Annotated in this window: 22 protein-coding genes; 11 read left to right on the top strand and 11 right to left on the bottom strand. The window is 70.6% G+C overall.

All coding sequences use genetic code 11. From position 1 onward, the window contains the following. The first annotated feature begins 27 nt into the window (after nt 1–27). Together ACQPXB_RS42850 and ACQPXB_RS42845 are read left to right on the top strand one after the other, a co-directional pair. Entirely contained in the window at nt 28–1,017 is a 990-nt protein-coding gene (locus ACQPXB_RS42850; RefSeq protein WP_366588370.1) for an ArsR/SmtB family transcription factor, read from the top strand. Between the two features lie 104 nt (nt 1,018–1,121). Further along, nucleotides 1,122–1,682: a M15 family metallopeptidase gene (locus ACQPXB_RS42845; RefSeq protein WP_432847601.1), complete on the top strand. Its 561-nt coding sequence runs from the start codon at nt 1,122–1,124 to the stop codon at nt 1,680–1,682. Here ACQPXB_RS42845 and ACQPXB_RS42840 read toward each other — a convergent pair. Continuing rightward, nucleotides 1,679–1,933, bottom strand: a complete 255-nt coding sequence (locus tag ACQPXB_RS42840) for a hypothetical protein (RefSeq protein ID WP_366588365.1) — start codon at nt 1,931–1,933, stop codon at nt 1,679–1,681. The two genes, ACQPXB_RS42845 and ACQPXB_RS42840, sit on opposite strands and share 4 nt — an antisense overlap. A gap of 305 nt (nt 1,934–2,238) precedes the next feature. On the opposite strand from ACQPXB_RS42840, the gene ACQPXB_RS42835 reads away from it, so the two are divergent. The 3 genes from ACQPXB_RS42835 (at nt 2,239) to ACQPXB_RS42825 (ending at nt 4,108) form a co-directional block, all read left to right on the top strand. After that, complete coding sequence (locus ACQPXB_RS42835) at nt 2,239–2,769, top strand: DUF4232 domain-containing protein (RefSeq protein WP_432847599.1); 531 nt, start codon at nt 2,239–2,241, stop codon at nt 2,767–2,769. 78 nt (nt 2,770–2,847) lie between these two features. After that, a complete protein-coding gene (locus ACQPXB_RS42830; RefSeq protein WP_432847598.1) occupies nt 2,848–3,717 on the top strand; it encodes an ion transporter in 870 nt (289 codons plus the stop codon). Between the two features lie 163 nt (nt 3,718–3,880). After that, nucleotides 3,881–4,108 carry a hypothetical protein gene (locus tag ACQPXB_RS42825; RefSeq protein ID WP_432847597.1) on the top strand — a complete coding sequence of 76 codons (228 nt, stop codon included), beginning with the start codon at nt 3,881–3,883 and terminating at the stop codon, nt 4,106–4,108. A 160-nt stretch (nt 4,109–4,268) separates the two neighbouring features. On the opposite strand, the gene ACQPXB_RS42820 is transcribed toward ACQPXB_RS42825, so the two are convergent. Continuing rightward, on the bottom strand, nt 4,269–4,697 hold the full coding sequence (locus ACQPXB_RS42820; RefSeq protein WP_366588357.1) for a cupin domain-containing protein: 429 nt from the start codon (nt 4,695–4,697) through the stop codon (nt 4,269–4,271). Continuing rightward, the gene (locus tag ACQPXB_RS42815; protein WP_432847595.1) at nt 4,694–5,221 is read right to left on the bottom strand and encodes a molybdenum cofactor biosysynthesis protein; all 528 of its coding nucleotides are present in this window, start codon (nt 5,219–5,221) and stop codon (nt 4,694–4,696) included. The genes ACQPXB_RS42820 and ACQPXB_RS42815 overlap by 4 nt, the downstream gene beginning before the upstream one ends. Nucleotides 5,222–5,334: 113 nt before the next feature. Here ACQPXB_RS42815 and ACQPXB_RS42810 point away from each other — a divergent pair, with 113 nt between their 5' ends. Next, complete coding sequence (locus ACQPXB_RS42810; RefSeq protein WP_366588353.1) at nt 5,335–6,114, top strand: hypothetical protein; 780 nt, start codon at nt 5,335–5,337, stop codon at nt 6,112–6,114. Here the strand turns inward: ACQPXB_RS42810 and ACQPXB_RS42805 are convergent. The 6 genes from ACQPXB_RS42805 to ACQPXB_RS42780 all read right to left on the bottom strand — a co-directional run bounded on the left by ACQPXB_RS42805 (nt 6,080) and on the right by ACQPXB_RS42780 (nt 12,695). Next, the gene (locus ACQPXB_RS42805; protein WP_432847593.1) at nt 6,080–6,307 is read right to left on the bottom strand and encodes a hypothetical protein; all 228 of its coding nucleotides are present in this window, start codon (nt 6,305–6,307) and stop codon (nt 6,080–6,082) included. The two genes, ACQPXB_RS42810 and ACQPXB_RS42805, sit on opposite strands and share 35 nt — an antisense overlap. A 167-nt stretch (nt 6,308–6,474) precedes the next feature. Then, nucleotides 6,475–7,824: a ricin-type beta-trefoil lectin domain protein gene (locus ACQPXB_RS42800; RefSeq protein WP_366588350.1), complete on the bottom strand. Its 1,350-nt coding sequence runs from the start codon at nt 7,822–7,824 to the stop codon at nt 6,475–6,477. A gap of 380 nt (nt 7,825–8,204) precedes the next feature. Further along, the gene (locus ACQPXB_RS42795) at nt 8,205–9,596 is read right to left on the bottom strand and encodes a GH1 family beta-glucosidase (RefSeq protein ID WP_432847591.1); all 1,392 of its coding nucleotides are present in this window, start codon (nt 9,594–9,596) and stop codon (nt 8,205–8,207) included. Between the two features lie 2 nt (nt 9,597–9,598). Continuing rightward, nucleotides 9,599–10,444, bottom strand: a complete 846-nt coding sequence (locus tag ACQPXB_RS42790) for a carbohydrate ABC transporter permease (RefSeq protein ID WP_220244166.1) — start codon at nt 10,442–10,444, stop codon at nt 9,599–9,601. Then, the gene (locus ACQPXB_RS42785; RefSeq protein WP_366588343.1) at nt 10,441–11,433 is read right to left on the bottom strand and encodes a carbohydrate ABC transporter permease; all 993 of its coding nucleotides are present in this window, start codon (nt 11,431–11,433) and stop codon (nt 10,441–10,443) included. The genes ACQPXB_RS42790 and ACQPXB_RS42785 overlap by 4 nt, the downstream gene beginning before the upstream one ends. Next, entirely contained in the window at nt 11,430–12,695 is a 1,266-nt protein-coding gene (locus ACQPXB_RS42780; protein ID WP_432857042.1) for an ABC transporter substrate-binding protein, read from the bottom strand. The genes ACQPXB_RS42785 and ACQPXB_RS42780 overlap by 4 nt, the downstream gene beginning before the upstream one ends. A gap of 216 nt (nt 12,696–12,911) precedes the next feature. Between ACQPXB_RS42780 and ACQPXB_RS42775 the strand changes: the two genes are divergently transcribed. The 5 genes from ACQPXB_RS42775 (at nt 12,912) to ACQPXB_RS42755 (ending at nt 19,678) form a co-directional block, all read left to right on the top strand. Further along, nucleotides 12,912–13,940, top strand: a complete 1,029-nt coding sequence (locus tag ACQPXB_RS42775; RefSeq protein WP_432847589.1) for a LacI family DNA-binding transcriptional regulator — start codon at nt 12,912–12,914, stop codon at nt 13,938–13,940. 297 nt (nt 13,941–14,237) lie between these two features. Then, a complete protein-coding gene (locus ACQPXB_RS42770; protein WP_432847587.1) occupies nt 14,238–15,770 on the top strand; it encodes a hypothetical protein in 1,533 nt (510 codons plus the stop codon). Beyond that, nucleotides 15,767–16,306, top strand: coding sequence for a hypothetical protein (locus ACQPXB_RS42765; protein ID WP_432847586.1), 540 nt, complete (start codon nt 15,767–15,769; stop codon nt 16,304–16,306). The genes ACQPXB_RS42770 and ACQPXB_RS42765 overlap by 4 nt, the downstream gene beginning before the upstream one ends. Then, nucleotides 16,290–18,785, top strand: coding sequence for an Hsp70 family protein (locus ACQPXB_RS42760; protein WP_432847584.1), 2,496 nt, complete (start codon nt 16,290–16,292; stop codon nt 18,783–18,785). The genes ACQPXB_RS42765 and ACQPXB_RS42760 overlap by 17 nt, the downstream gene beginning before the upstream one ends. Then, a complete protein-coding gene (locus ACQPXB_RS42755) occupies nt 18,785–19,678 on the top strand; it encodes a hypothetical protein (RefSeq protein WP_432847583.1) in 894 nt (297 codons plus the stop codon). Before ACQPXB_RS42760 ends, ACQPXB_RS42755 begins: the two co-directional genes overlap by 1 nt. A 3-nt stretch (nt 19,679–19,681) precedes the next feature. Here ACQPXB_RS42755 and ACQPXB_RS42750 read toward each other — a convergent pair whose 3' ends face one another. Together ACQPXB_RS42750 and ACQPXB_RS42745 are read right to left on the bottom strand one after the other, a co-directional pair. Further along, nucleotides 19,682–20,554, bottom strand: a complete 873-nt coding sequence (locus ACQPXB_RS42750; protein WP_432847581.1) for an oxidoreductase — start codon at nt 20,552–20,554, stop codon at nt 19,682–19,684. A 58-nt stretch (nt 20,555–20,612) separates the two neighbouring features. After that, on the bottom strand, nt 20,613–21,803 hold the full coding sequence (locus ACQPXB_RS42745) for a glycoside hydrolase family 3 N-terminal domain-containing protein (protein ID WP_432847579.1): 1,191 nt from the start codon (nt 21,801–21,803) through the stop codon (nt 20,613–20,615). Between the last annotated feature and the right edge of the window lie 44 nt (nt 21,804–21,847).

Genomic DNA, 21,847 nt, shown 5'->3' with positions numbered 1-21,847 from the left:
TTAGCCGAGTGCTACATACTCGGTGACGTGGCGGATCTCGTCGAGGTGGGCGTCGCCGAGCTGGCGGCGACGCGGTTCGCCGTGTCGCCGTTGTCGGAGACCGTGGCGGCGTTGCTGCAGGTCATGGGACGCACCCGGGCGCCGCTGAACCAGCCGTGGTTGCGGTGGGTCGCCGACGAGCTCGCGCGCGAGCCGCTCGACGTGCCGCTGGCCTGGGCCTTGCTGACCGCCAAGGGGCTGGGCTGGCCGAACTTCCTCGTCCCCGCCCCGGCGAACGCGGCCAGCACGATCGACGACGATCTCGCCCTGCTCCGGCGCACCACGGCGCGGCAGGTGCGGGCGAGCATCTCGCGCGTTTTCGGAGACGATCCGCCACCGGTCGTCGCGGAGCTCGCGGCGCGTCCGGCGGCGGGGTTGCGGGTGCTCGCGGACGAGCTGCGTGTGGCGTTCGAACGGCTGGTGGCGCCGTTCTGGCCGCGGATCCGGGCCGTGCTGGACGCCGACGTCGTCCACCGGGCGCGGCAGCTGACTGCCGGTGGCGCGGAACGGCTGTTCGCCGATCTGCATCCCGAGCTGAGCTGGTCTGCCGGGTGGTTGCGCCTGTCCGGGACGGGCCGCGACGTGGTCGTCAACCGGGGGCCGGGGGGCCTGGTGCTGATGCCGGTCGTGCTCGGTTCGCCCGACGTGCTGATCAAGCGCAACACCGCCACGCAGACCACCGTGCGGTATCCGGCGCGCGGCGTCGGTGCACTGTGGACGGTCGGCGCCGCGCCGGCCGGCGACGCCCTGGTCCGCCTGCTGGGCCGGGCGCGGGCCGAGCTGCTGGAGGCCTTGCGGTCGCCGGCGACGACCACGGACCTGGCGTCGTCGCTCGGGGTATCGCCAAGCGCGGTGTCGCAGCACCTGCGCGTGCTGCGGGAGAACGGCCTGGTCGCGGGGCAACGGTCCGGGCGTTCGGTGCTGTACCTGACGACCCCGCTCGGCGAGGCGCTGCTCGGCCGGCGCGCTGTTACGTGATCCTGCGCAGCTGTTACGCGGCGCGGACATTCGCCTGACGGTCCGGGGACACGCGCGTCGCACCGTGGTGCGGGTGATCGTCGTGGGGTCGTCCGGGAGTGGGAATGCCTGAAATCCGTGCCAAGTTCGTGCTGTTGCTGCTGCCCGCGGTGCTCGTCGCGGGGTGTTCGACGGCGGCGGCGGAGTGGCCGACGGGCGTCGCCTCGGGCTCTTCCGACCCCGACACCGATCCGGCGCAGGGCGGGATTCCGTCGGGCAAGGAGCTCACGCCGTTCGACACGAGCTACCCGGCCGTGTCGAAGCTGGATCCTCGGCTGCTGAAGGCGGTGCAGCAGGCGGCTACAGACGCGCGGGGGCGGGGGATCGAGTTCGAGGTGACTTCGGGCTGGCGGAGCAAGGCGTACCAGCAGCGGCTGCTCGAAGAGGGGATCCAGAAGTACGGGAGCCTCGAAAGCGCGCGTCAATACGTGAACACGCCGGAGAAATCGACGCACGTTTCCGGCAAGGCCGTGGACATCGGCCCGACCGACGCCGACGACTGGCTCATCCGCCACGGCGACGACTACGGCCTCTGCCAGGCGTATTCCAACGAGCTGTGGCATTTCGAGCTGCTCACGACGCCGGGTGGCACGTGCCCGGCGCCGTTGCCGAATGCGGCGGGTTAGCGTTCCCGGGTGCGGTTTTCGCCGGTGTGGTTTTCGCCGGTGCGGCGGCGAAACGTGTCGATCAGGAAGCACGCGACCGGGTCGCCGCCGCGTTCCGGGGTGCCGAAGCCGGGTCCTGGTGGGGTGACGACGCGGCCGTTCTGGGTGGTGAAGCCCGTGCCGGTGGCCGACGCCGTGGCCGGCACCGCCTCGAACGCCAGCGATCCGCCGATCACGGCCAGCGCCGCGACCCCCTTGCCGATGGTCCTCATCCGCTTCCTCCTCCGGTTCGTGACACCGAGCTTGGCACGCGAATTCGTCACCGGTCAAACAGGTTACGCATGGGGTAATACTTCGGTCAGGTCTTCGGCGCGCAGTCGCCCTCCCGCGACGTTCACTACCTATTGGACGCCTGCGATCACTCAAGGTTGCTTTCGTGGGGTCAATCCCACTTCGGGCGGTAATCCGTCCGTGGCGTGGGCATATTTCGAGTGAGCAGGCCAGACCGGTGAATGAATCACCGGCGGCCGCGCTCCGCGGCGGATCGTCCGCTCGCGGACAGGGAGGGAGCCACTCCATGACCAGCACTCTTCGCCGGGCCGCCGCCGTCACCGCGCTGGCCGCCGCGGCCGCCGCGTCCGTCGCGTTCCTCGGTGCGGGTACGGCCTCGGCCATGCCGACCGACTTCCGCTGCACCGCGGCTCAGGTCGACACCACGATCGTCGCCGGCGACCCGGGCGCCGGGCAGCGCTACGCGAACGTCGTGTTCACCGCGAAGCCCGGCGAGTCCTGCAACTTCCAGGGCGCGCTGCCGGTCTCTTTCACCGGCGCCGACGGCGTCACCGTCACCCCCGAGGCCGGCTCGTCGGACGCGCCGCTGGTGACGATCGCGAACGGGCAGCAGGCCACCATGCTCCTGCACTGGAGCGGCATCGAGGCGCCCGAACGCCAGGTCCAGCCCACCGCCGTCACCATCACGGCCCCCGGCACCACGACTCCGCGCGGCGACTCCAGCGACCCGCGGATCACGCTGCCGTGGGACCAGTCGCCGCTGGACGCGTCCGCCGAGGCCCACAACGTCACGGTGGGACCGGTCGTCGCCGCCTGACGCCGGGGCTCGTCGCGCGGCCCGAGGGGTGCTGACGTGCCATGATCGGGCCACGCGGCGTCGACTCCTGGAGATGGCATGACCACCACCGGCCGGCGGGAGGCCGAGCTCAACAGCGGGATCCTCCCCGGCAACGTGCACGTGGACGACTGGGTGATGTTCCTGCTCGCGGTCGTCTCCGTCGGGGGCCTGGGCTACCTGCTGCTCGGGCCCCCGCCGCCGGCGGACCTCGACGCGTGGTTCTTCACCGTCGACTGCGTCGTCTGCGGCATCTTCCTGCTCCACTTCCTCTGGCGGTGGCGCAAGGTCGCCTGGCGCATGGCCTTCCTGACGCGCAACTGGTACGAGGTCTTCGCGATGATCCCGGTCGCGTACCCGCCGTTCGTCGCGCAGCACCACGTGATCACCGGCCTGCTGCTCCTCATCCGCATCGGCCGCGCGGCCGACCGCGCCGTCGGCGAGCAGTTCTTCTACCGCCTGGTGGAGAAACTTTCCGACCCGATCGTCCGCGCCATCAAGAAACCCGTGACGATCGCCGTGCTGGACGAGGTCGTCAAGGTCCTCGAGACGGGCAACTACCCGGAGAACCTCGCGAAGTCCCTCAGCGAGAACAAGGTGGAACTCCGGGCCATCATCACGGAAAAACTCGCCGCCGACCCCCAACTCGGCCGCCTCCGCCGCCTCCCCTTCCACGACGAGATCGTCCGCGCCGCCGTCGACGCGTCCTTCCGCGTCCTGCTGGAGGTCCTCCTGGACCCCCGCATCGACGACTTCTTCTCCGCCGTGGTGAGGGAAAACCGCGAACAGATCCGCCGCGCCGTTTCCCTCGGCCTGAACGAGGTGGACGAGTCCCCGGACGAAGGCCTGCTCCGCACCCGCCCCCAACGAACGGCTGCACGGGAGTACGACCTCAGCCATCCCCGCGGCGACGGTGCCGTCAACCGCTGAACGAGTGCTGCACGCCCGGGCCCGGTGGGCGGACGGGCGGGAGTACGCTGGAGTCCTTCGTTGTCGTTGCTGCACAAGGGTTGTGTTGGCGCGCATACGGGGTGTTCCGATCGTTTCCGAGGCAAGCTGGGAAGCGTCGGGAGCCGAGTCGCGGGTTGGAGACGTGAACGTGGTGGATAGCGGGCAGCAGGTGCAGCCGTGCCGACGGCAGGAGTGCTCGGAGGACTCGCTGTGGCGCGGGCTGTGCGCCGCGCACTGGAGCCGGTGGCAGCGTGGCCTGGACGCCCTCGAACTCCCCGACGACGACGTGCCGCCGCCGCCCGCGCAGGTGTGGTGGCCGCCGGAACGGCAGACGTTGCCGTTGAGCAGCCGGGTGCTGCCGGGGTCCTGACCTCGGCCGGGGATCACCGGAGACCTCGGCAGGGGAACAGCCCTGGCGAGCGGGGATCTTCACCTCGGCCGGGGACCACCGGAGACCGCGGCAGAGGAACAGCCCTCGCAGTCGGGGATCTCCACCTCGGCCAGGGATCAGCAGAAGTCTCGACGGCGGATCAGTCGCCGGGGATCTCCACCTCGGCCCACAGGCTGGGCAGGTTCACGACGATCCCCTCCTGGCTGCTGCGCGCGATGATCACCACGGCGTCCTCGCCCGTGGGGTTTTCCTCGCGGTGCGGCACGTAGGGCGGGACGAACACGTAGTCGCCCGGTGAGGTTTCCAGGCGGATCTCCGACGGGCCGTCCGCGAAGACGAACACCGGGTGGCCCGACTGCACGTAGATGGCGGTCTCGGCCTCGCCGTGGTGGTGGTCGCCGGAGTTGGTGTGGGGCGTGACGTGCGTTTCGCCCATCCAGACCTTCTGCGAGCCCACCGTCTTGCCCGAGATGGCCTCGAGCCGGCGCATCCCGGTGGTCTGGTTGGTGTCGCCGGTCAACGAGCCGCCGCGGATGTGGCGCAGCGGTTGGTGCCACTGGTCGGTCATCGGGCCTCCACAGCAAGTTCCATCACGACAAGACGAGCCGGCCCCACCCGCAGCACGCCGTCGTCCAGCGGGACGCAGCGCACGCCGCCGCGGCCGCGCAGGCCGCGGAAGGCGCCGGGTGCCACGGCGACGTCCATCCAGGCGCACGGGTTCGCCGGGCGGCGGGCCTGAAACCGGACGGGACCGTCGCCGCTGTCGAGGCTGAACACGGCGCCCGGACGGGCGCGCGTGGCGGCGAGGTCGTCGACGCGGAAGCCGCGCAGCACGATGTTGCGGCGGGTCAGCAGCGGGTCCACCGGGCCGAACGGTTCGAGCGCCGCCACGTCGAACACCGTCACCGCGGCGTCGCGGTGCGCGGCGTGGTTGAAGTAGCGGTCGCCGACCAAGCCCAAGCCCGCGCGCACCTCCACGCACGAGCGCGACACCGGCCCGGGGTCGGGCCGCGGGCCGTCGGCCGGGCGCCCCTCGAACGCGTGCACCGGCGAGGTCAGCAGCGAAACGATCTCCACCGGCGTGCTTTCCACACCTCGACCCTACCCGCGCCAGGATCACACGCCCTCCGAGCGCATCAGGGAAAAGGACAACCGGGATCAAACGGTGGTAGCGTCTTCCGCCACCAAACACGGGGGAGACTGCCGTGAACTGGTACGACCGCGTTTTCGTCGACACCGGCCGCACCGCCGCGATGTGGGCGGTGGTCGGGTTCCTCGTCACGTTCGTCGTCGTCCGCGGCATCACGCGCCGGATCCGCGCGAAACACCGCAAGCCGAAGGCGAAACGCGGGATGCTCGGCGACATCCACATCGGCGGCGTCCACGTGCACCACCAGGTGTGGGGCATCCTGCTCGTGCTGGTCGTCGGCGCGCTCGAGTTCCGGTTCTCACCCGACGCGCCGTGGCGTGAGGTCCTGGCGGCGCTGTTCGGGGTGGGCGCCGCCCTCGTGCTCGACGAGTTCGCGCTCTGGTTCTACCTAGACGACGTCTACTGGGCCGAAAACGGCCGCAAGTCGATCGACGCCGTGCTCATCGGCGGTTCGCTGGGCGTCCTGTTGCTGCTCGAAGCGTCGCCGATCGGCGAGACGCGCGGGGAGTCGGCGATGTGGTCGTACCTGCTGGGCATCGCCGTGCACCTGGTCACGGCACTGATCTGCCTGGTCAAGGGCAAGCTCGCCACGGGTGTGCTGGGCGTCGTCGTGCCGCTGATCGCGCTGGTCGGCGCGCTGCGGCTGGCGAAACCCGACTCGGCGTGGGCCCGGCGCCGCTACACCGGGCGCAAGCTCGACCGGTCGCGCCGGCGGTTCGGCGCCCGCTACACCGCGCGCCACAACCGCCTGCTGGACCTCTTCGGCGGAACACCGACCCCGGACCTGGAGGAGAAACCCGTCAGCGGGAACGCGGAATCCGGCCGTCCGCACTGAGCATCCGCTGCAGCCGCGCGCGAGCCATGCGGTGCAGCATCTCGCCGAGCTCCTCCGTCGCGATGCGGCCTTCGAGGTCCCGCCGCGTCGCGCGCACCACGTCCGCCACCGTCGTGGCGGGCACTCGTCCCGAAAACTCGCCGGTCAACCAGACGTCGACCTCTTCGACTGCGTCGTGGCACTGAACGGTCATCGTTTTGCCTCGCTTCTGCTCGTGGGCTGGCCCCGACGTGGATCCGACGACCGGCCCGGCGAGCCATGACGGCAAAACACGAGAAGTTCTTCGGAACAAGAAAAACCGGTGGGGAGCAAGGAAAACGCTCCCCACCGGCCGTGTCAGGCAGACGGAAAATCACCGACTCAGAGCGACCACGACTGGTTCGCGGCTCCCGTGCAGCTCCAGATCTGCAGCTGCGTGCCGTCGGCCGAGCTGGGCCCGGTCGCGTCGAGGCACTTGCCGGAGCCGGTGTTCACGAGCTGGTTGCCCGAATGCGTCCACTGCTGCGCGGCGGTGCCGTTGCAGTCGTAGAGCTGCACCTTCGCGCCGTTGGTGGTGCCGGCCGAGGCGACGTCCATGCACTTGCCCAGCGCCTGCAGCGTGCCGCCGGTAGAGGTCCACTGCTGCGCGTTGGTGCCGTTGCAGGTGTAGAGGTCGACCTTGGTGCCGTTGGCGGAGTTGGCGCCCGCGACGTCCACGCACTTGCCGCCGTAGCCCGTGATCTGCTTGCCGCCGGTCGGCGGCGGAGTGGTGCCGCCACCGCCGGTGATGGCGTTGAAGATCCGCGAGTACGCGTACCCGGTCGCCCGGTCGTAGTCCTGGACCTCCCAGAACGACAGCTCCTGCACGCCGTTCTGCGCCGCGAACGTCTCCAGCTGCTGCGCGTCCGACTGGCTGAACTGCGCGCCGTCGTCGTTGCGGCCGGCGATCGGCGTGAGGCCCATCTTGGCGTATGCCGCCGACGTCGAGATGCCGTACAGGCTCGCGAGCTGGCTCGCGGCCGCGCGCGCCGACGCGAGCGCGTCGCCCAGCACCGGCTGGCCGTCGTAGAAGTCCATCACCATCAGGTTCACGACGCTGACGTTGAGGCCCTTGTTCTTGGCGTCGCGCAGGATGTCCATCTGCGTGGAGCCGAGGCCGCTCGGGTCGACGGCGAGGGTGTAGTCCACCTGCACGCTCGGGTTCTGCTGCTGCAGCGCCGCGAGCGCGGAGTTGCGGCGCGCGTTCGCCGCGGTGTCCTTGATGGTGTCTTCTTCGATGTCGAAGTCCAGACGGGGCGTGCCGTAGGTGTTGACCACGTTGGCGTAGGCCGCCGTGAGGCTCGAGGTGTTCGTGCAGGTCTGCGCGATCTCACCGCCGGCGGCGCCGCCGAACGACGGGATCACGTTGCCGCCCGCGGCCTGCAGCGAGCTGATCTGCGACTTGAACGAGCCCACGCCCGTGCCGTTGGCCTCCCACAGCTGGTTGCAGCCGGAGGAGGGCGTGAGGAACGCCAGGGTGTAGAACTTCGTGCCGGTCGCGTTCATGTCGGCGGCCATCTGACCGATGTCGCCGTCGCTGACCTGCAGGTACGGGGCCGAGTAGTGGGCGGGGAAAGCCGCGCCGGCCGCCGGGGCGGCCTCGCTCACGGCCGGGCTGACGGTGGCCATGGCGACGCCGGCCAGCACGGGCAGAGCCGCGGCAACAAGCGTTCTGAGTTTCGAAATGCGCATTCCGTGAACTCCAGGGGGACGGGGAGGGAGAATTGCGCGCACGATTACCCGCGTCCGGCCGAATTCTGCGAAAACGGCAGGACCGAGTACGGGCGGGCAATTCCGGAGAAACGGTGGGGGACCGAATTGCCAACCACTTCGTGCGTGTTGTGAAGAAAGTTATACCGGTCGTCCCAGCCCTTGGCAACGGGTTGCGAAGCGATCACAGCAGGTCATGGCCGCATCCTGTCCGACAGGTTCAGACCAGACCGGGCCAGTGGTGCGCCCGGTGTCCACAAGGGTGAACACCGGGCGTCCTGTTTGTCGCATTGGTCTCTTTGGTTGTTCCGGTGAATGAGGCTTTGCGCTTTCCGGGTGAAACGCATTCCCGCCGGGTCAATTCAGTGCAGCGCGCCGCCCGCGATCACTTCCGAGTACCACTGCGCGCTGCGCTTCGGCGTCCGCCGCTGCGTCGCGTAATCCACGTGCACCAGCCCGAAGCGCTTGGCGTACCCCTCGGCCCACTCGAAGTTGTCCAGCAGGGACCAGTAGAAGTAGCCGCGCAGGTCCACGCCCTGGGCCAGCGCGTCGTGCGCCGCGCGCAGGTGCGCGTCGAGGAACGCGACGCGATCGGTGTCGGCGATCTCGCCGTTGTGCAGCTCGTCGGGGTAGGAGGCGCCGTTCTCCGTCACGTACAGCGGCACCGGCCGGTAGTCGCGGTGCACCTGCACCAGCGACGCGGTGAGCCCGGCCGGTTGCACCTCCCAGCCCGAGTCCGTGAGCGGCGCCGCCGGGTCGGGGACGAAGTGCACGTCGGCCGCACCGAGCCATTCCGAGCCGGCCGGTGAGCTGCCGGACCGAGGAGCGCCGGCGATGCGGTAGCCGCGGTAGTAGTTCACGCCGAGCCAGTCGACCGGCGCGGCGATCACGGCCTCGTCGCCCTCGCGCACCACGTCGGCGAACCCGAACGGCGCGAGGTCCGCCACCACGTCGGCCGGATAGCCCCCGCGCAGCACGGGGTCGAGGAACAGCCGGTTCTGCTGCCCGTCGATCCGCCGCGCCGCTTCGGCGTCTTCGGGCGCGGCCGAGTCCGCCGTGACCGGGTACAGGTTGAGCGTGATCCCGGCCGGCACGCGCGGGGCGTCGCGGCGCAGCACGTCCATCGCGAGCCCGTGGCCGAGCAGCAGGTGGTGGGTCGCGGCGGCCGCGGCCGCGGCCGAAACCCGGCCCGGCGCGTGGATGCCCTTCGCGTACCCGAGCATCGCCGCGCACCACGGTTCGTTGAGCGTGGACCAGCTCGCCACCCGGTCGCCGAGCACGCTCACGATCGTCTCCGCGTACTCGGCGAAGCGGTACGCCGTGTCGCGGGAGGTCCAGCCGCCGAGGTCTTCCAACCGTTGCGGCAGGTCCCAGTGGTACAGCGTCGCCCACGGCTCGATCCCCGCCGCCAGCAGCGAGTCGACCAGCCGGTCGTAGAAGGCGATCCCCCGCACGTTCGGCACGCCGCCGGGCCGGATCCGGGGCCACGCCAGGGAGAACCGGTACGCGCCGAGGCCCAGCGAGCGCATCAGCTCCACGTCCTCGCCGGCGCGCCGGTAGTGGTCGGCCGCCGGCTCGCCCGTGTCGCCGCCGCGGATCGCGCCGGGCCGGGTGGCGAAGGTGTCCCACACGGACGGCTCACGCCCGTCCACAGTGGTCGAACCTTCGATCTGGAACGCCGCCGTGGCGGCGCCCCAGACGAACCCGGGCGGGAACGTGCGCCCGGTTCCGGTGGCCTGTGAATCGACGGACATGGTCACCCTTTCACGGCACCTTGCATGATCCCGGCCACGATCTGGCGGCCGAGCAGGAGGAAGACGATGAGGATCGGGATCGTCGCGAGCGTGGTGCCGGCGAGCACGAGCGAGTAGTCGACGTAGTAGCCGCTCTGCAGCTTCTCCAGCGCCACCTGCACGGTCGGGTTGCCCACGTCGAGCACCACGAGCGGCCACAGGAAGTCGTTCCAGGACATCATGAACGTGAACATCGCGAGGATCGCCGCCGCCGGGCGCACGGCCGGCAGGCACACGTTCCAGAAGATCCGGATCATGCTGCAGCCGTCCACGCGCGCGGCCTCGATCAGCTCGTACGGCACGGCGTCCACTGTGTACTGACGCATCCAGAAGACGCCGAACGCGGTCACCAGGTTCGGCACGATCACCGCCTGCAGCCCGCCGGCCCAGCCGAGCTTCGACATCGCGATGAACAGCGGGATGATGCCCAGCTGCGTCGGCACCGCGAGCGTCACCACGATGAACACGAACAGCGCGTTGCGGCCGCGAAAGCGCAGCTTGGCGAAGGCGAACCCGGCCAGCGACGAGAACAGCACCGTGGTGAGCGTGACCGTGCCCGACACGATCACGCTGTTGGCCAGTGCTTTCCAGAACGGCACGGTGTCGAACACCCGCGCCGCGTTGGCGAAGAAGTTCCCGCCCGGCAACAGCGGTGGCACGCGTTCGGTGAGCATGCCGTTGTCGCGGCTGGCGACGAGGAACGACCAGTAGAACGGGAACAGCGAGCCGAGCACGAACACGGCCAGCACCCAGTAGGTGGCCTTGCGCGGTTTGCCCAGCCGGCTCACCCGGGTGGTCAGCGTGGTCATCCCTTCCGCCCTGCCTTTCTCGGAGTGCGGGCGATCCGGCCGGTGAGCAGGTAGTTCAGCCCGGCGATGACGACGATGATCAGGAACAGCACCCACGCGATCGCCGACGCGTAACCGAGGTCGAAGTTCTCGAACGCCGTCTGGTACAGGTACAGCGTCACCGTCTGGAACTGGTGGGTCGAGCCGCCGTTGTTCGAGCCGGGCATGGCGTCGAACAGCTTGGGCTCGGTGAAGATCTGCAGCCCGCCGATCGTCGAGGTGATGGTGACGAAGATCAGCGTCGGCTTCAGCAGCGGCAGCGTCACGTGCCGGAACCGCCGCACGGTGCCCGCGCCGTCGATCAGCGCCGCCTCGTGCAGCTCCTTGGGGATGGCCTGCATCGCGGCCAGCACGATCAGCGCGTTGTAGCCGGTCCAGCGCCAGTTGACCATGATGGCGATGGCCACGTGGCTCGCGAACCGGTTGGCCTGCCAGTCCACAGGGGACAGACCGATCGTCTGCAGGAGACCGTTGACGAGGCCGTACTTGGGGCCGAACAGGTTCGCGAAGATGATTCCGAGCGCCACCAGGCTCGCCGCGTACGGCAGCAGGATCCCGACGCGCCAGCCGGTCGCGCCGCGCACCCGCGTCGAGAGCAACGCGGCCAGGAGCACGGCGATGATCAGCTGCGGCACGCTGGAGAGCAGGAAGATGCTCACGGTGTTCTCCAGCGAGTGCCAGAACTGCGCGTCGGCGAAGAGCTCCTTGAAGTTGTCGAGGCCGATGAAATCGGGGTTGTCGTCGCCGGCGTCCCAGTGGAACAGCGACACGTACGCGGTGTAGAGCAGGGGGAACAGCCCCACGATGCCGAAGACGATGAAGAACGGCGCCACGTAAAGGTAAGGCGACGCCTTCACGTCCCAGCGGGACAGCCGGTCGCGCAGCCCCGGCCGGGGTGCGGGACGCCGCACCCCGGCCTGCGAGCCCTCGCGCGTGACGGTGGTCGTCACCGCGCGAGCTTCTTCGCGCCGTCCACGAGCTGCTGCCAGCCGTCGGCCGGCGACTTGCCCTGTTCCACGGCCTGCAGCGCGGGCGCCGTCACGTTCTCCTGGATCTGGCCGTCGTTCGGGCCCTTGTACTGCGCCTGCTTGACCTTCTTGGCCTGCGCCACGAACAGCTCGCCGATCTTCGCACCGCCGAAGTAGGCGTCGGTCTGGTTCAGCAGCTCGGGGCTTTCCAGCGCCTTGACCTGGCTCGGGAACGTGCCCTTCGCCTGGAACGCCTTGAGCTGCTGTTCCGGCGCCGTCAGCCACGCGGCCAACGCCGCGGCTTCACGCGGGTGCTTGCTCTGCGTCGGCACGGTCAGGTACGAACCGCCCCAGTTGCCGCCGCCACCGGGGAACGCGTCGGTGACCGCCCACTTGCCCGCGTTCTCCGGCCCGGCCTGCTCCTTGACCACGCCGAGCATCCACGCGGGACAGACCTTCGTCGCGAACGCGCTCTGCCGGAAACCCGAATTCCACTCGTTGCTGAACGCGGTGAGCTTCGCCGACTCGCCCTTGCCGACGGCGTCGGTCACCTTCGCCCACGCGTCCTTGATGCCCTGGTTGGACTCGACGGTGAGCTTGTCGCTCTTGTCGAGGTAGCCGACGGGCAGCTGGTTGACCATGGCGTTGAAATTCTGCGCGGCCGAGTCGAACCACGCCTTGCCAGTCTTCTGCGCGTACTGCGCGCCGGCCGCGAAGTAGCTGTCCCAGCTGGCGAACATGGCCTTCACCGACGCGTCGTCCGTCGGCAGCCCGGCCTGTTGGAGCAGGTCCTTGCGGTAGCACATCGCGTCGGGCCCGATGTCCGTGCCGTAGCCGATGAGCTTGCCGTTCTTGTCCTTGCCGGCTTCGTACTTCCACGACAGCCAGCGGTCCGGGCTCGCGTCGGCCGGGCCGATCTGGGTGAGGTCGTAGAACTTCGACGACTTGCTGAGAATTTCGGAGAGGTGGCCCTCCTCCACGGCCTGCACGTCGGCGAGGCCGGAGCCCGCCGCGAGCTTGGTCATCATGTCCTGCGCGTACGGGCCGCCCTGGCCCGTCTTGCGGTGGGTGATCTTGATGTTCGGGTGCAGCCGCTCGTACTCCGGGATCAGCGCTTCGTAGCCGAACTCCGTGAACGTGGCCAGCGTGAGCTCGATGTGCTCGTTGGGCCCGGCCGCCGCCGGGATGTCGCCGCTGCTGTCGCCACCGCCGCCACCGCACGCCGCCACGGCGAGCGCGGTCATCGTGATGCCCAGCGCCGTCGCCAGGCCCTTCCGGAACGTTGTCACCGTCGTCAACCCCTTGAAGGTTCAGTTTCTGGGAGCGCTCCCAGACGGTTGACGAGTCTGGGTCGGCTGGAGTTCCATGTCAAGGGTGGTTATCGGAGCGTGCCCTTCCGGGAGCGCTCCCTGAATCGTGCGGCTAAGCTGTCCGACGATCACGAGTGGAGGGGTGGTGCAGTGGCGCCTCGGTCCGAGGACGAGCGCCCGACGCTGGAAGACGTCGCGGCGTTCGCCGGTGTGTCGCGCTCCACCGCTTCGCGGGCGTTGAACGACGACACCTACGTCAGCGCGCGGTCACGAGAGAAGGTCTTGGCCGCGGCCCGCGATCTCGGTTACTCGCCGAACCAGGCCGCGCGGTCGCTGGTCACGCGGCGAACGGGTGCGATCGCCGTGGTGCTGTCGGAGCCCGAGGCGCGGCTGCTCGACGACCCGTACCGCACGGCCGTGATGCGCGCGGGCTACCGCGAGCTGGCCGACGTCGGCTGCCAGATGGTCCTGATCTTCAGCGACACGCGCGAAGACCTCACGCGCACGGTGCGTTTCCTCGAAGGCGGGCACGTCGACGGGGTGCTCGTGTTCGCGCCGCACCGCGCCGATCCGCTGCCCCGGGCGTTGCGGCTGCTGCGCGTGCCCGTCGTTTTCGGTGGCCAGGCCGCCGACCTGCGCCGCGGTGTGCACGTGGTCGACTTCGACAACGAAGGCGGCGCGCGGCTCGCCGTGCAGCACCTCGTGTCGGCCGGGCGCCGCCGCATCGCGACCATCGCCGGGCCTCAAGACCAGGGCGCGCCCATCGACCGGCTCGCGGGCTGGCGCAAAACCCTTGTCGACGCGGGCCTCGATCCGGCCGACCTTGCGGAGGAAGCCGACTTCACCCTCGCCGGCGGCGCCCGCGCGATGGCCGCCCTGCTCGACCGCGTCCCCGACCTCGACGCCGTGTTCGTGGCCAGCGACATGATGGCCGTCGGTGCCCTGCGCACCCTTTCGTCGGCCGGACGAGCCATCCCGGACGACGTCGCCGTGGTCAGCTTCGACGACAACGCCACGCTGGCGCCCGAGATGACGCCGCCGCTGACGTCCGTGCACCAGGATCCGCGCGAACAGGTGCACGCGATGGTGCAGACGCTGATGAACCTGCTCGACGGGCAGGAACCCAAGCCGCGTCAGCAGATCCTGCCGGTGTCGCTCACTGTCCGCGAGTCGAGCTGAGGTCCGTCAGGGGAACAGTCGGCGGAGCCGAGCCAGGCGCCAGAGTCGGTTCGGGGGCGGCCGACGCCGGAGTCTCCGCGACCCCGGCCACGACGACCGCCGCCAGGACCAGCGGCCGCCCCGAGCGGCCACCTCCGGCGGCGACCGGCCAGGCTCTTTCCGGTGCTCACGCCGGGTAATGCGCGTTGACGGTCGGGGGATTCCACTGATTTTCGGTGACCTGGGTCACGTCCGCGGCCGTGGCAGCACCAGGACGATCGGGACCCCTCCCGGCGGTCCCGGCCTAACTTCTGCGCCATGGGTGCGAACGAGAGCCGCGGGCGGGCCGCGGCCGGGCGGTTGCGGGCGATCGCGACGCCGCAGCTGTACCGGCGCAACCCGTTCCGGGTCACGGGGCTCAACGCGACGGTGTCCCGGCGGACGGTGCGCGAGCAGCGGCTGCGGGTGCTCGGCGTGCTCGAAGTCGGCGGCGCGCGCCCTCCCGGGGTGCCCGCCGACGCGACGCCGGAGGAGATCCGCGCGGCGTTCGACGCGCTCGGCAACATCGAGCACCGGTTCGTCGACGAGCTGTTCTGGACCTGGGGCACGCCCGAGGACTGCGGGTGCCCGCCGCAGCTGCACCACAAGCACGACCTCGCCGTCGCGGCCCACTCGGCCGCGCTCGAGGCCGAGACCGAGCACACCGAGGACCACCCGGCGCCGCTGTGGGACGAGGCCGCGCGCAGCTGGGCCGTCACGCTCAGCAGCGAGGCGTTCTGGGGTCACCTCACCCACCGCGTGGAGAGCCTGGGCGATCCGCGGCTCGACGAGTCCACTGTGGACGGTATGCGCAGCGCCCTTCCCGGCGCGCTCGTCGCCCCGCTCGTGGCCCTGACGGCCGAGTCGAGCGAGCCGCACCGGCTCGTGCGGTACCTGCCGCTCTTCGGCGGCGACAAGCACACCGTGGCCGACGCCCGCAGCGAAGCCGCCGAACCCACCTACGCGCGGCTGGAGAGCCTGCTGAAGGAGCTGCGCAAGCTCCTCGACGAGGGCAAGGCGCGCACTGCGGCCGAACGCGCGCTCGCGGAGCTCCCCGCGCCCCTCGACCGGCTCGAAGACCTGGTGCCGCGCACGGACTTCCGCCGTACGGCGAGTGTCACCGAACTCGCGGCGGTCTCGCTGAACAACATCGGCGTCGCGCTCGCCGACTCCGTCGGAGCACCCCACGGGCTGGTGAAGGACGTCTTCGCCCTCGCGACGCGATACACCACGGACCAGGACACGCTCGCCACCGTCAAGCGCAACCAGCAGGGCGCACTCGGCGCCGGCCGGGGCAACGCTCCCGTCGACATCGGGCAGCTCTGGAACACCGTGACCGGCCACATCAAGCGCGGCCGGTACAGCGACGCGACCCGCGTGCTGACCACGATCATCGAGATCGCGCCCCGCTCCGAAGATCGGGAACAGGCGCGCCGGATGATCGTCCAAATGCGACAGCTGGAGGACGGCGGACCACCACGGCGCCACGTCTCCGCGCCTCGGGTGTTCCTGGCGCTGCTGCACGTGGCCTTCGGTGTCACCCTGCTCGCCACGCTGCTGACCTCGCCGTTGCTGCCGGTGTTCCTCATCGGCGTGCCCGGCCTGGTCGGGGCGCTCGGCCTGGCTACCGACGCATCCGTCGGCCGCGGGCGGCTGCCCGCCCTGCTCGTGACCGATGCCGTGGCCGGGCTCGTGCTGTGGCTGGTGGATTCGACCGGCACGCCGATCCCCGCGTGGATCACCGTGGTGACCGCGGTGCTGCTGCTCGTGGTGGGGACCGTACGCATGCGCACGGAGAGGACAAGGGCGTGACGAACACCGAAGACCGGCGCCAGCGCCGGCACCACCGGGAGTTCCGCATCGAAGAACCGTTGTGGGGAGCGGAAGAACGAGCGCGGCTGCGGGAGCTCGCCACCCAGGTCTCGGCCCTGCTCGCGGTCGCGGAAGGGCCCACGAAGAGCTCACCCGGAGAACCGGCGGGGCCCCGGCTGTCCGAATCGGACCTGGCTGTTGCTGCGACGGCGTTGTGGCGCGCCCGCAAGAAGCTCACCGGCGCGCAGGACCGGGTGGCGAAACAGGCCGGGCGGTACCTGTCGGCGAGCCAGGACGCGCTCGACGCGGCAGGGGTGCTGATCCAAGACCACGACGGGGACCCGTTCGACTCCGGGCTCGCGCTGGAACCGCTGGTGTTCCAGGACGAACCGGGCCTCACGTCGGAGCGCGTGGTGGAGACGGTGCGGCCTTCGGTCTACCTGGCGGGGCGGCGGATCCAGATGGGGCAGGTCATCGTGGGGTGCCCGGTCGCCCCCGGCACGACGGCGGAGGAAGCTGATGCGGGACACCATTGATTTCGGCATCGACCTCGGCACGACGAACAGCGCGCTCGCCGTGCTGGACGGCGGCCAGGTCTCGGTGGTCAAGAACAACGTGCAGGGCGACTACACGCCCTCGGCCGTGTGGATGCCCAAGCCCGGCCTGATCCAGGTCGGTGCGGCGGCGAAGAGCCGCCGGGAACGCGACTCGGACAACGTCCAGGTCGAGTTCAAGCAGGCGATGGGCTTCGCCGACGCCCGGCGCACCTTCGCGCGCGCCGGGGTGTCGATGACGCCGGTCGAGCTGTCGGCCGAGGTGCTCAAGTCGCTGCGCGGCGACGCCGCCCGCCGCTTCGGCGAACCGCCGGCGGCCGCGGTGATCACCGTGCCCGCGGCCTTCGCGCTCAACCAGACCGAAGCGACGAGTGAGGCGGCGAAGCTCGCCGGCTTCACGGCGCCGTGCCCGCTGGTGCAGGAGCCGACGGCGGCCGCGTTCGCCTACGGCTTCCAGAACGAGACCCGCGGTGCCCACTGGATGGTGTTCGACTTCGGCGGCGGCACGTTCGACTCGGCGGTGGTCAGCACGGTCGACGGCGAGCTGTCGGTGCTGCACCACGCGGGCGACCTCGGGCTCGGCGGCAAGAACATCGACGCCGCCATCGTGAGCAGCCTGCTCGCTCCGGCTGCCGCGAAGGCCTTCGGGCTGACCGGCTTCACCGTCGAGAACCCGCGCTGGATCAACAACTTCGCGATCCTCCGCGCGGCCGCGGAGTCGGCCAAGATCGCGTTGTCGTCGACCGACGAGGCGCAGATCATGACGGAGCTGGACCGCGGCGACGGGGTGTTCGACACGTTCGAGCACACCCTGCGGCGGGAGGACGTCGACCGGCTCGCGTCGCCGTTCTACCTGCGCGCGGTGCACCTGTGCCGCGAAGCGCTGGCGCAGGCGAACCTGCGGCCGTCGGACATCGACCGGCTGTTGCTCGTGGGCGGCCCGACGTTGGCGCCCGGCCTGCGCGAGCTGCTCGCCGATCCGGCCGACGGCCTCGGCATCGAGCTCGACCACAGCCAGGACCCGAGCACGGTCGTGGCGCGCGGGGCCGCGATCTACGCCGGTACGGTGGCGTTGCCGCGCGCCAAGGTCGTGCCGAAGCGCGGTGAGTTCTCCGCGACCCTGTCCTACCCGAAGACCACGAGCCTGCTGTCCGTCCCGGTCTCCGGCCGGTTCGAGACGCCGGGGGGCGCCGATTGGAGCAGCTTCCGCGTGGTCCTGAGCGATTCGCAGCGCCGGCCGCAGTACCGCAGCGCGGAGGTCGCGCTGTCCCCGGACGGCACGTTCACCCTCGACGTGCTGCTCAAGGAGCTGGTCTCCAACCGGTTCGAGGTCGAGCTGATCGACTCCACGGGCGCGCGGGTGGCGGTGAACCCGCCGGGGTTCACGATCACCCACTGGACGAACGAGATGCGGGGCCAGACCGTGGTCAACAGCGTCGGCCTGACCGAGGCCGACGGCACGTTCACCCCGATGCTGATGAAGAACCGCCCGCTGCCGGCGCAGATCACGCAGCGGTTCTACACCACCGCCGGCGTGCACCGCGCCGACACGGCCTCGGTCATCCGCATCCCCATCGCCGAAGGGGAGTTCCGTCGCGGAGAGCGCAACAAGCAGGTCGGGCTGATCGAGATCAAGGCCCAGGACGTCCGCCGCGACCTGCCGCGCGGCAGTGAGATCGAGATGACCTTCAAGATGGACGAGTCGCGCCTGGTCGAGGTCACCGCCTTCGTTCCGTTGCTCGACGCGGAGTTCGAGGCCGCTGTCGAACTGGGCAAAACCACGGTCCCCGAGGCGCCGGCACTGCGCCGTCAGCTCAACGAGCTCGAAGCCCGCCACGAGCAGTTGCGCTCCGAGGCCGAGAACGCACGGTCGGACCGCGCCCGCGGCCTGCTGATGCGGCTCGACGAGCGGGGCACGGTCGCGGCGGTCCGCGAGGAGGTCACGTCGAGCGCGACCGACGAGGGCGCGGCGGTCGCGGCCGAGCAGCGGATGCGGGAAGTCCAGGCGGAGCTCGACGACATCGAGGAAGAACTGCGCATCCCCGACGTGATGGCTCGGCTGCGCGACCAGATCGAGCACTGCCGGGAGCTCGTCGACCGCGTCGGCTCCGACGAGGACCGCACCGAGCTGGCGGAAATCGAACGCCGCTACGAGACCGCGCGCGACAGCCGCGACGCCGCGGCCGCCGAACGGGTCTCCGACCGCGCCACGGACCTCCAGGTGCTGCTGCTGCGCCGCGACGGCTCGCTCGACGAGGAGATCTTCCGCGCCCTGTGCGCGGCACAGGACCGGATGACCGATCCGGCCCGTGCCCGAGAGCTCATCCGCGAAGGCGAGCACGCCCTCGCCACGCGCAACTGGCCCGCCCTGACGGACGTGAACCGCCGGCTGCGAGCGCTGCTGCCGCCCGACCCCCGGGGTGAGCCCGGGCCCGGCATCCTGCGTCAGGAGCGTTCGTGATGACCGTGTTCAGCGGGCTTTCCGAGGAGCTGACGCTCGCGGAGGCGGCCGACCTGGCCCGCCTCGGCGACTACGCGGCCGCCGCGGAGCTGCTGCAGCGCGAAGCCACCGACGACGTGACGCGGCTGGACCTGCTGGCTCGCGTCCACGCGCAGGCCGGTGATCTGGAGCAGGCCGACGCGGCGTGGGCCCGGGTGCTGGAGCTGGCGCCGGAGTCGGCGTCCGCGCTGGCCGGACGGCGGCTGATCGCGAAGATCCGGTCGGGGCGGCTGCGCAAGCGCCCGATCGGCCGGCGGCTCGCGGCCGCCGGTGCGGCGGTGGTGGTCGTGGCCGGGGTTGCGGTGATCGTGGCGACGCTGCCGTGGTCCGCTTCGGAGCCGGCGCCGACGGCCGCACCCGTCGCGACGACCAGCCCCGCTGTGCAGGCCGAGCTGGACCGGTTGCACGCGTCGCAATCGCAGGCGGCCGAGGCGGAGCAGGGCCGGCAGCAGAAGCTCACCGCGCTGGCGGCGCACCTCGGCGGCGACGGCGTGCAGGTCATCACCGGCTCGGCCGTCACCATCACCTTCGACGAAGGGCTCTTCGGCCCCAATGCGATCAGCCCCAGCGCCGACGGCCGGCGTGCGCTGGAACGCTGGGGCGCAGTCCTCAAGGGACAGGACGTGCGAGTCACGGTGATCGGCCACGGTGTCGTCGTGCCGGGTGGCCCGGCGACCGGCGGCTCGTCGACCGCGCTGGCCCGCGCGGCTTCGGCGGCGCGCGTGCTGGCGACGGCGAGCGGCCTGCCGCTCACGACGTTCGCGATCACCAGCGCCGACCAGGCCACGCCCGTGCACGGGGGCACGGACGCGGCCGCGAACCGCACGGTGACGCTGGAGGTGGCGCCGCGCTAGGTCTCAGGCGCCGATCGCGTCGAGCTCGGCCACGACGTCGGCCGGCAGCTCGAGCGCGGCGGCCGCGACGTTCTCCCGCAGGTGCCCCATCGACGACGTGCCCGGGATCACGGCGATCGCGGGCGAGCGCTGCAGCAGCCACGCCAGCGCGACCTGCATCGGCTTCGCGCCGAGCCGCGCGGCGCACGCGTCGAGCGCCGAGGACTGCAGCGGGCTGAACCCGCCCAGCGGGAAGTACGGGACGAACGCGATGCCGAGCGCGGCGCACTTGTCCACGAGGTCGTCGTTCTCGCGGTGCGCGAGGTTGTAGGCGTTCTGCACGCACACCACCGGCGCGATCTCGCGCGCGACGTCGAGCTGCGCGCCCGTCACGTGGCTCACGCCGAGGTGGCGGATCAGACCCTGTTCCCGCAGCTCGGCCAGCACTGAAAACGGTTCCACGATCGACACGTCCACGGGGTAGCCGCCCGTTTCGTCGCCCAGGCGCAGGTTCACCACGTCGAGCGCCTCGACGGCCAGGTTGCGCAGGTTGTCGTGGACGGCGGAGATCAGCTCATCGCGCGTGAGCGCGGGCGGCCAGCCGCGGTCGGCGCTGCGGCGCGCGCCCACCTTGGTCACCAGCACCAGCTCGTCCGGGTAGGGCGCGAGGTTGGTCCGGATCAGCTCGTTGACGGTGTGCGGGCCGTAGTAGTCCGACGTGTCGATGTGCGTGATGCCCAGCGCGAGCGTCTCGCGCAGCACCGCCGACGCCTCGGCGAGGTCCTGCGGCGGCCCCCAGACCCCGGGACCGGCCAGGCGCATCGCGCCGTAGCCCATCCGGTTCACGGTCAGCTCGCCGAGCTGCAGGGTGCCGGCCGCCGTGGCGTCCGTCGTCATGTGGTGCTCCTCCCGGGACGGTGATCCGGCCGTCAGCCTAGTCCGGAGTGGACTGCGATCAGGTGCACGCGTGCTTCGACTTCAGCACCCGCTTCACCGACGCGGCCACGCGGTCCGCGGGCAGCTCGCCGCTCGACACCGCCTTCACGAGCCGGTCGAGCACCGCGCCGACGTCGCCGTTGCCCGAGGAGAACAGCGCCTCGTCGGCGCCCGCCTGCAACGCCTTCAGCACGGCGTCGGGCAGCGGGTACTGGTCGGTGATCGCCTTCATGCCGCCGAGGTCGTCGGTGATGATCGGGCCGGTGAAGTGGTAGTCGCCGCGCAGCAGCTGATATGCGGCGGGGGAGATGGACGCGGGCACACCGTTCGTGAGCCCCGGCACGTCGAGGTGCCCGACCATCACTTCGACGGCGCCGTAGTCGGCGATGTTCTCGTACGGCTTGAGGTCCACCTTGCGCAGCTGGTCGAGCGGCGGCGTGGTGACCGTGCCCTTGTGCGAGTCGCCGGATCCGTGGCCGTGGCCGGGGAAGTGCTTGAGCACCGGTGTCACGCCGCCCTGGCGCAGGCCTTCGGCGAACGCCATCGCGTACTGCCGGACCTTGGCGGGATCCGAGCTGTACGAACGGTCTCCGATCACCGCGTCGTCCGGTTCGTCGCTCACGTCGGCGTCGGGCGCGTAGTCGACGGTGATCCCGCGCGCGTGCAGCTGCTTGCCCCGCTGCACGCCCAGCGCGCGGACTTCGGCGGGCGTCTTCGTGGCGGCCAGCTCGCGCGCACTCGGCATCGAGCCGTCGAGGTCGTCGATGCGCTGCACGCGCCCGCCCTCTTCGTCGACCGAAACGGACACGGGGATCTTCGCGGCAAGTTGCACGGCGTCGAGCGCGTGGTTCTGCAACAGCGTGGTTTTATTGCCTCCCACGAAGAACCCGCCGATCTGCTGCTGCTGGACAAGTTTTGTCACCGCCGCGGGATTCGCGGCGTCGACCCCCGGGACCACCAGCTGAGCCACCCGCGCGCGCACGTCGAGTGAAGAGATCAGCGAGTCGCATGAAGACGGTGAAGCCGGCCGTGAAGACGGCGGCTGTGCCGGCTCCGACGACACCGTCGGGGCGGCGCTCGTGCTCGGCTGAGCACCCGGTTCGGCCAGCGCGGTACCGGAAACCGTGTGGGTGGAAGCACATCCGGCGAGGGTGCCGGCGACCAGCACGGCGCCGCCGATCGCCGCAGGTAGCCGCTTCCGTACGGGCATCTTCATGAATTCCTTACATGTTCGGTCCCGGTGTACTCGCGACG

The sequence above is a fragment of the Amycolatopsis sp. CA-161197 genome (genome assembly GCF_050942255.1).
Taxonomy (GTDB): domain Bacteria; phylum Actinomycetota; class Actinomycetes; order Mycobacteriales; family Pseudonocardiaceae; genus Amycolatopsis.
Note: the sequence above shows the minus strand (reverse complement) of the source record. Positions and strands in the feature narration are given on the sequence as shown.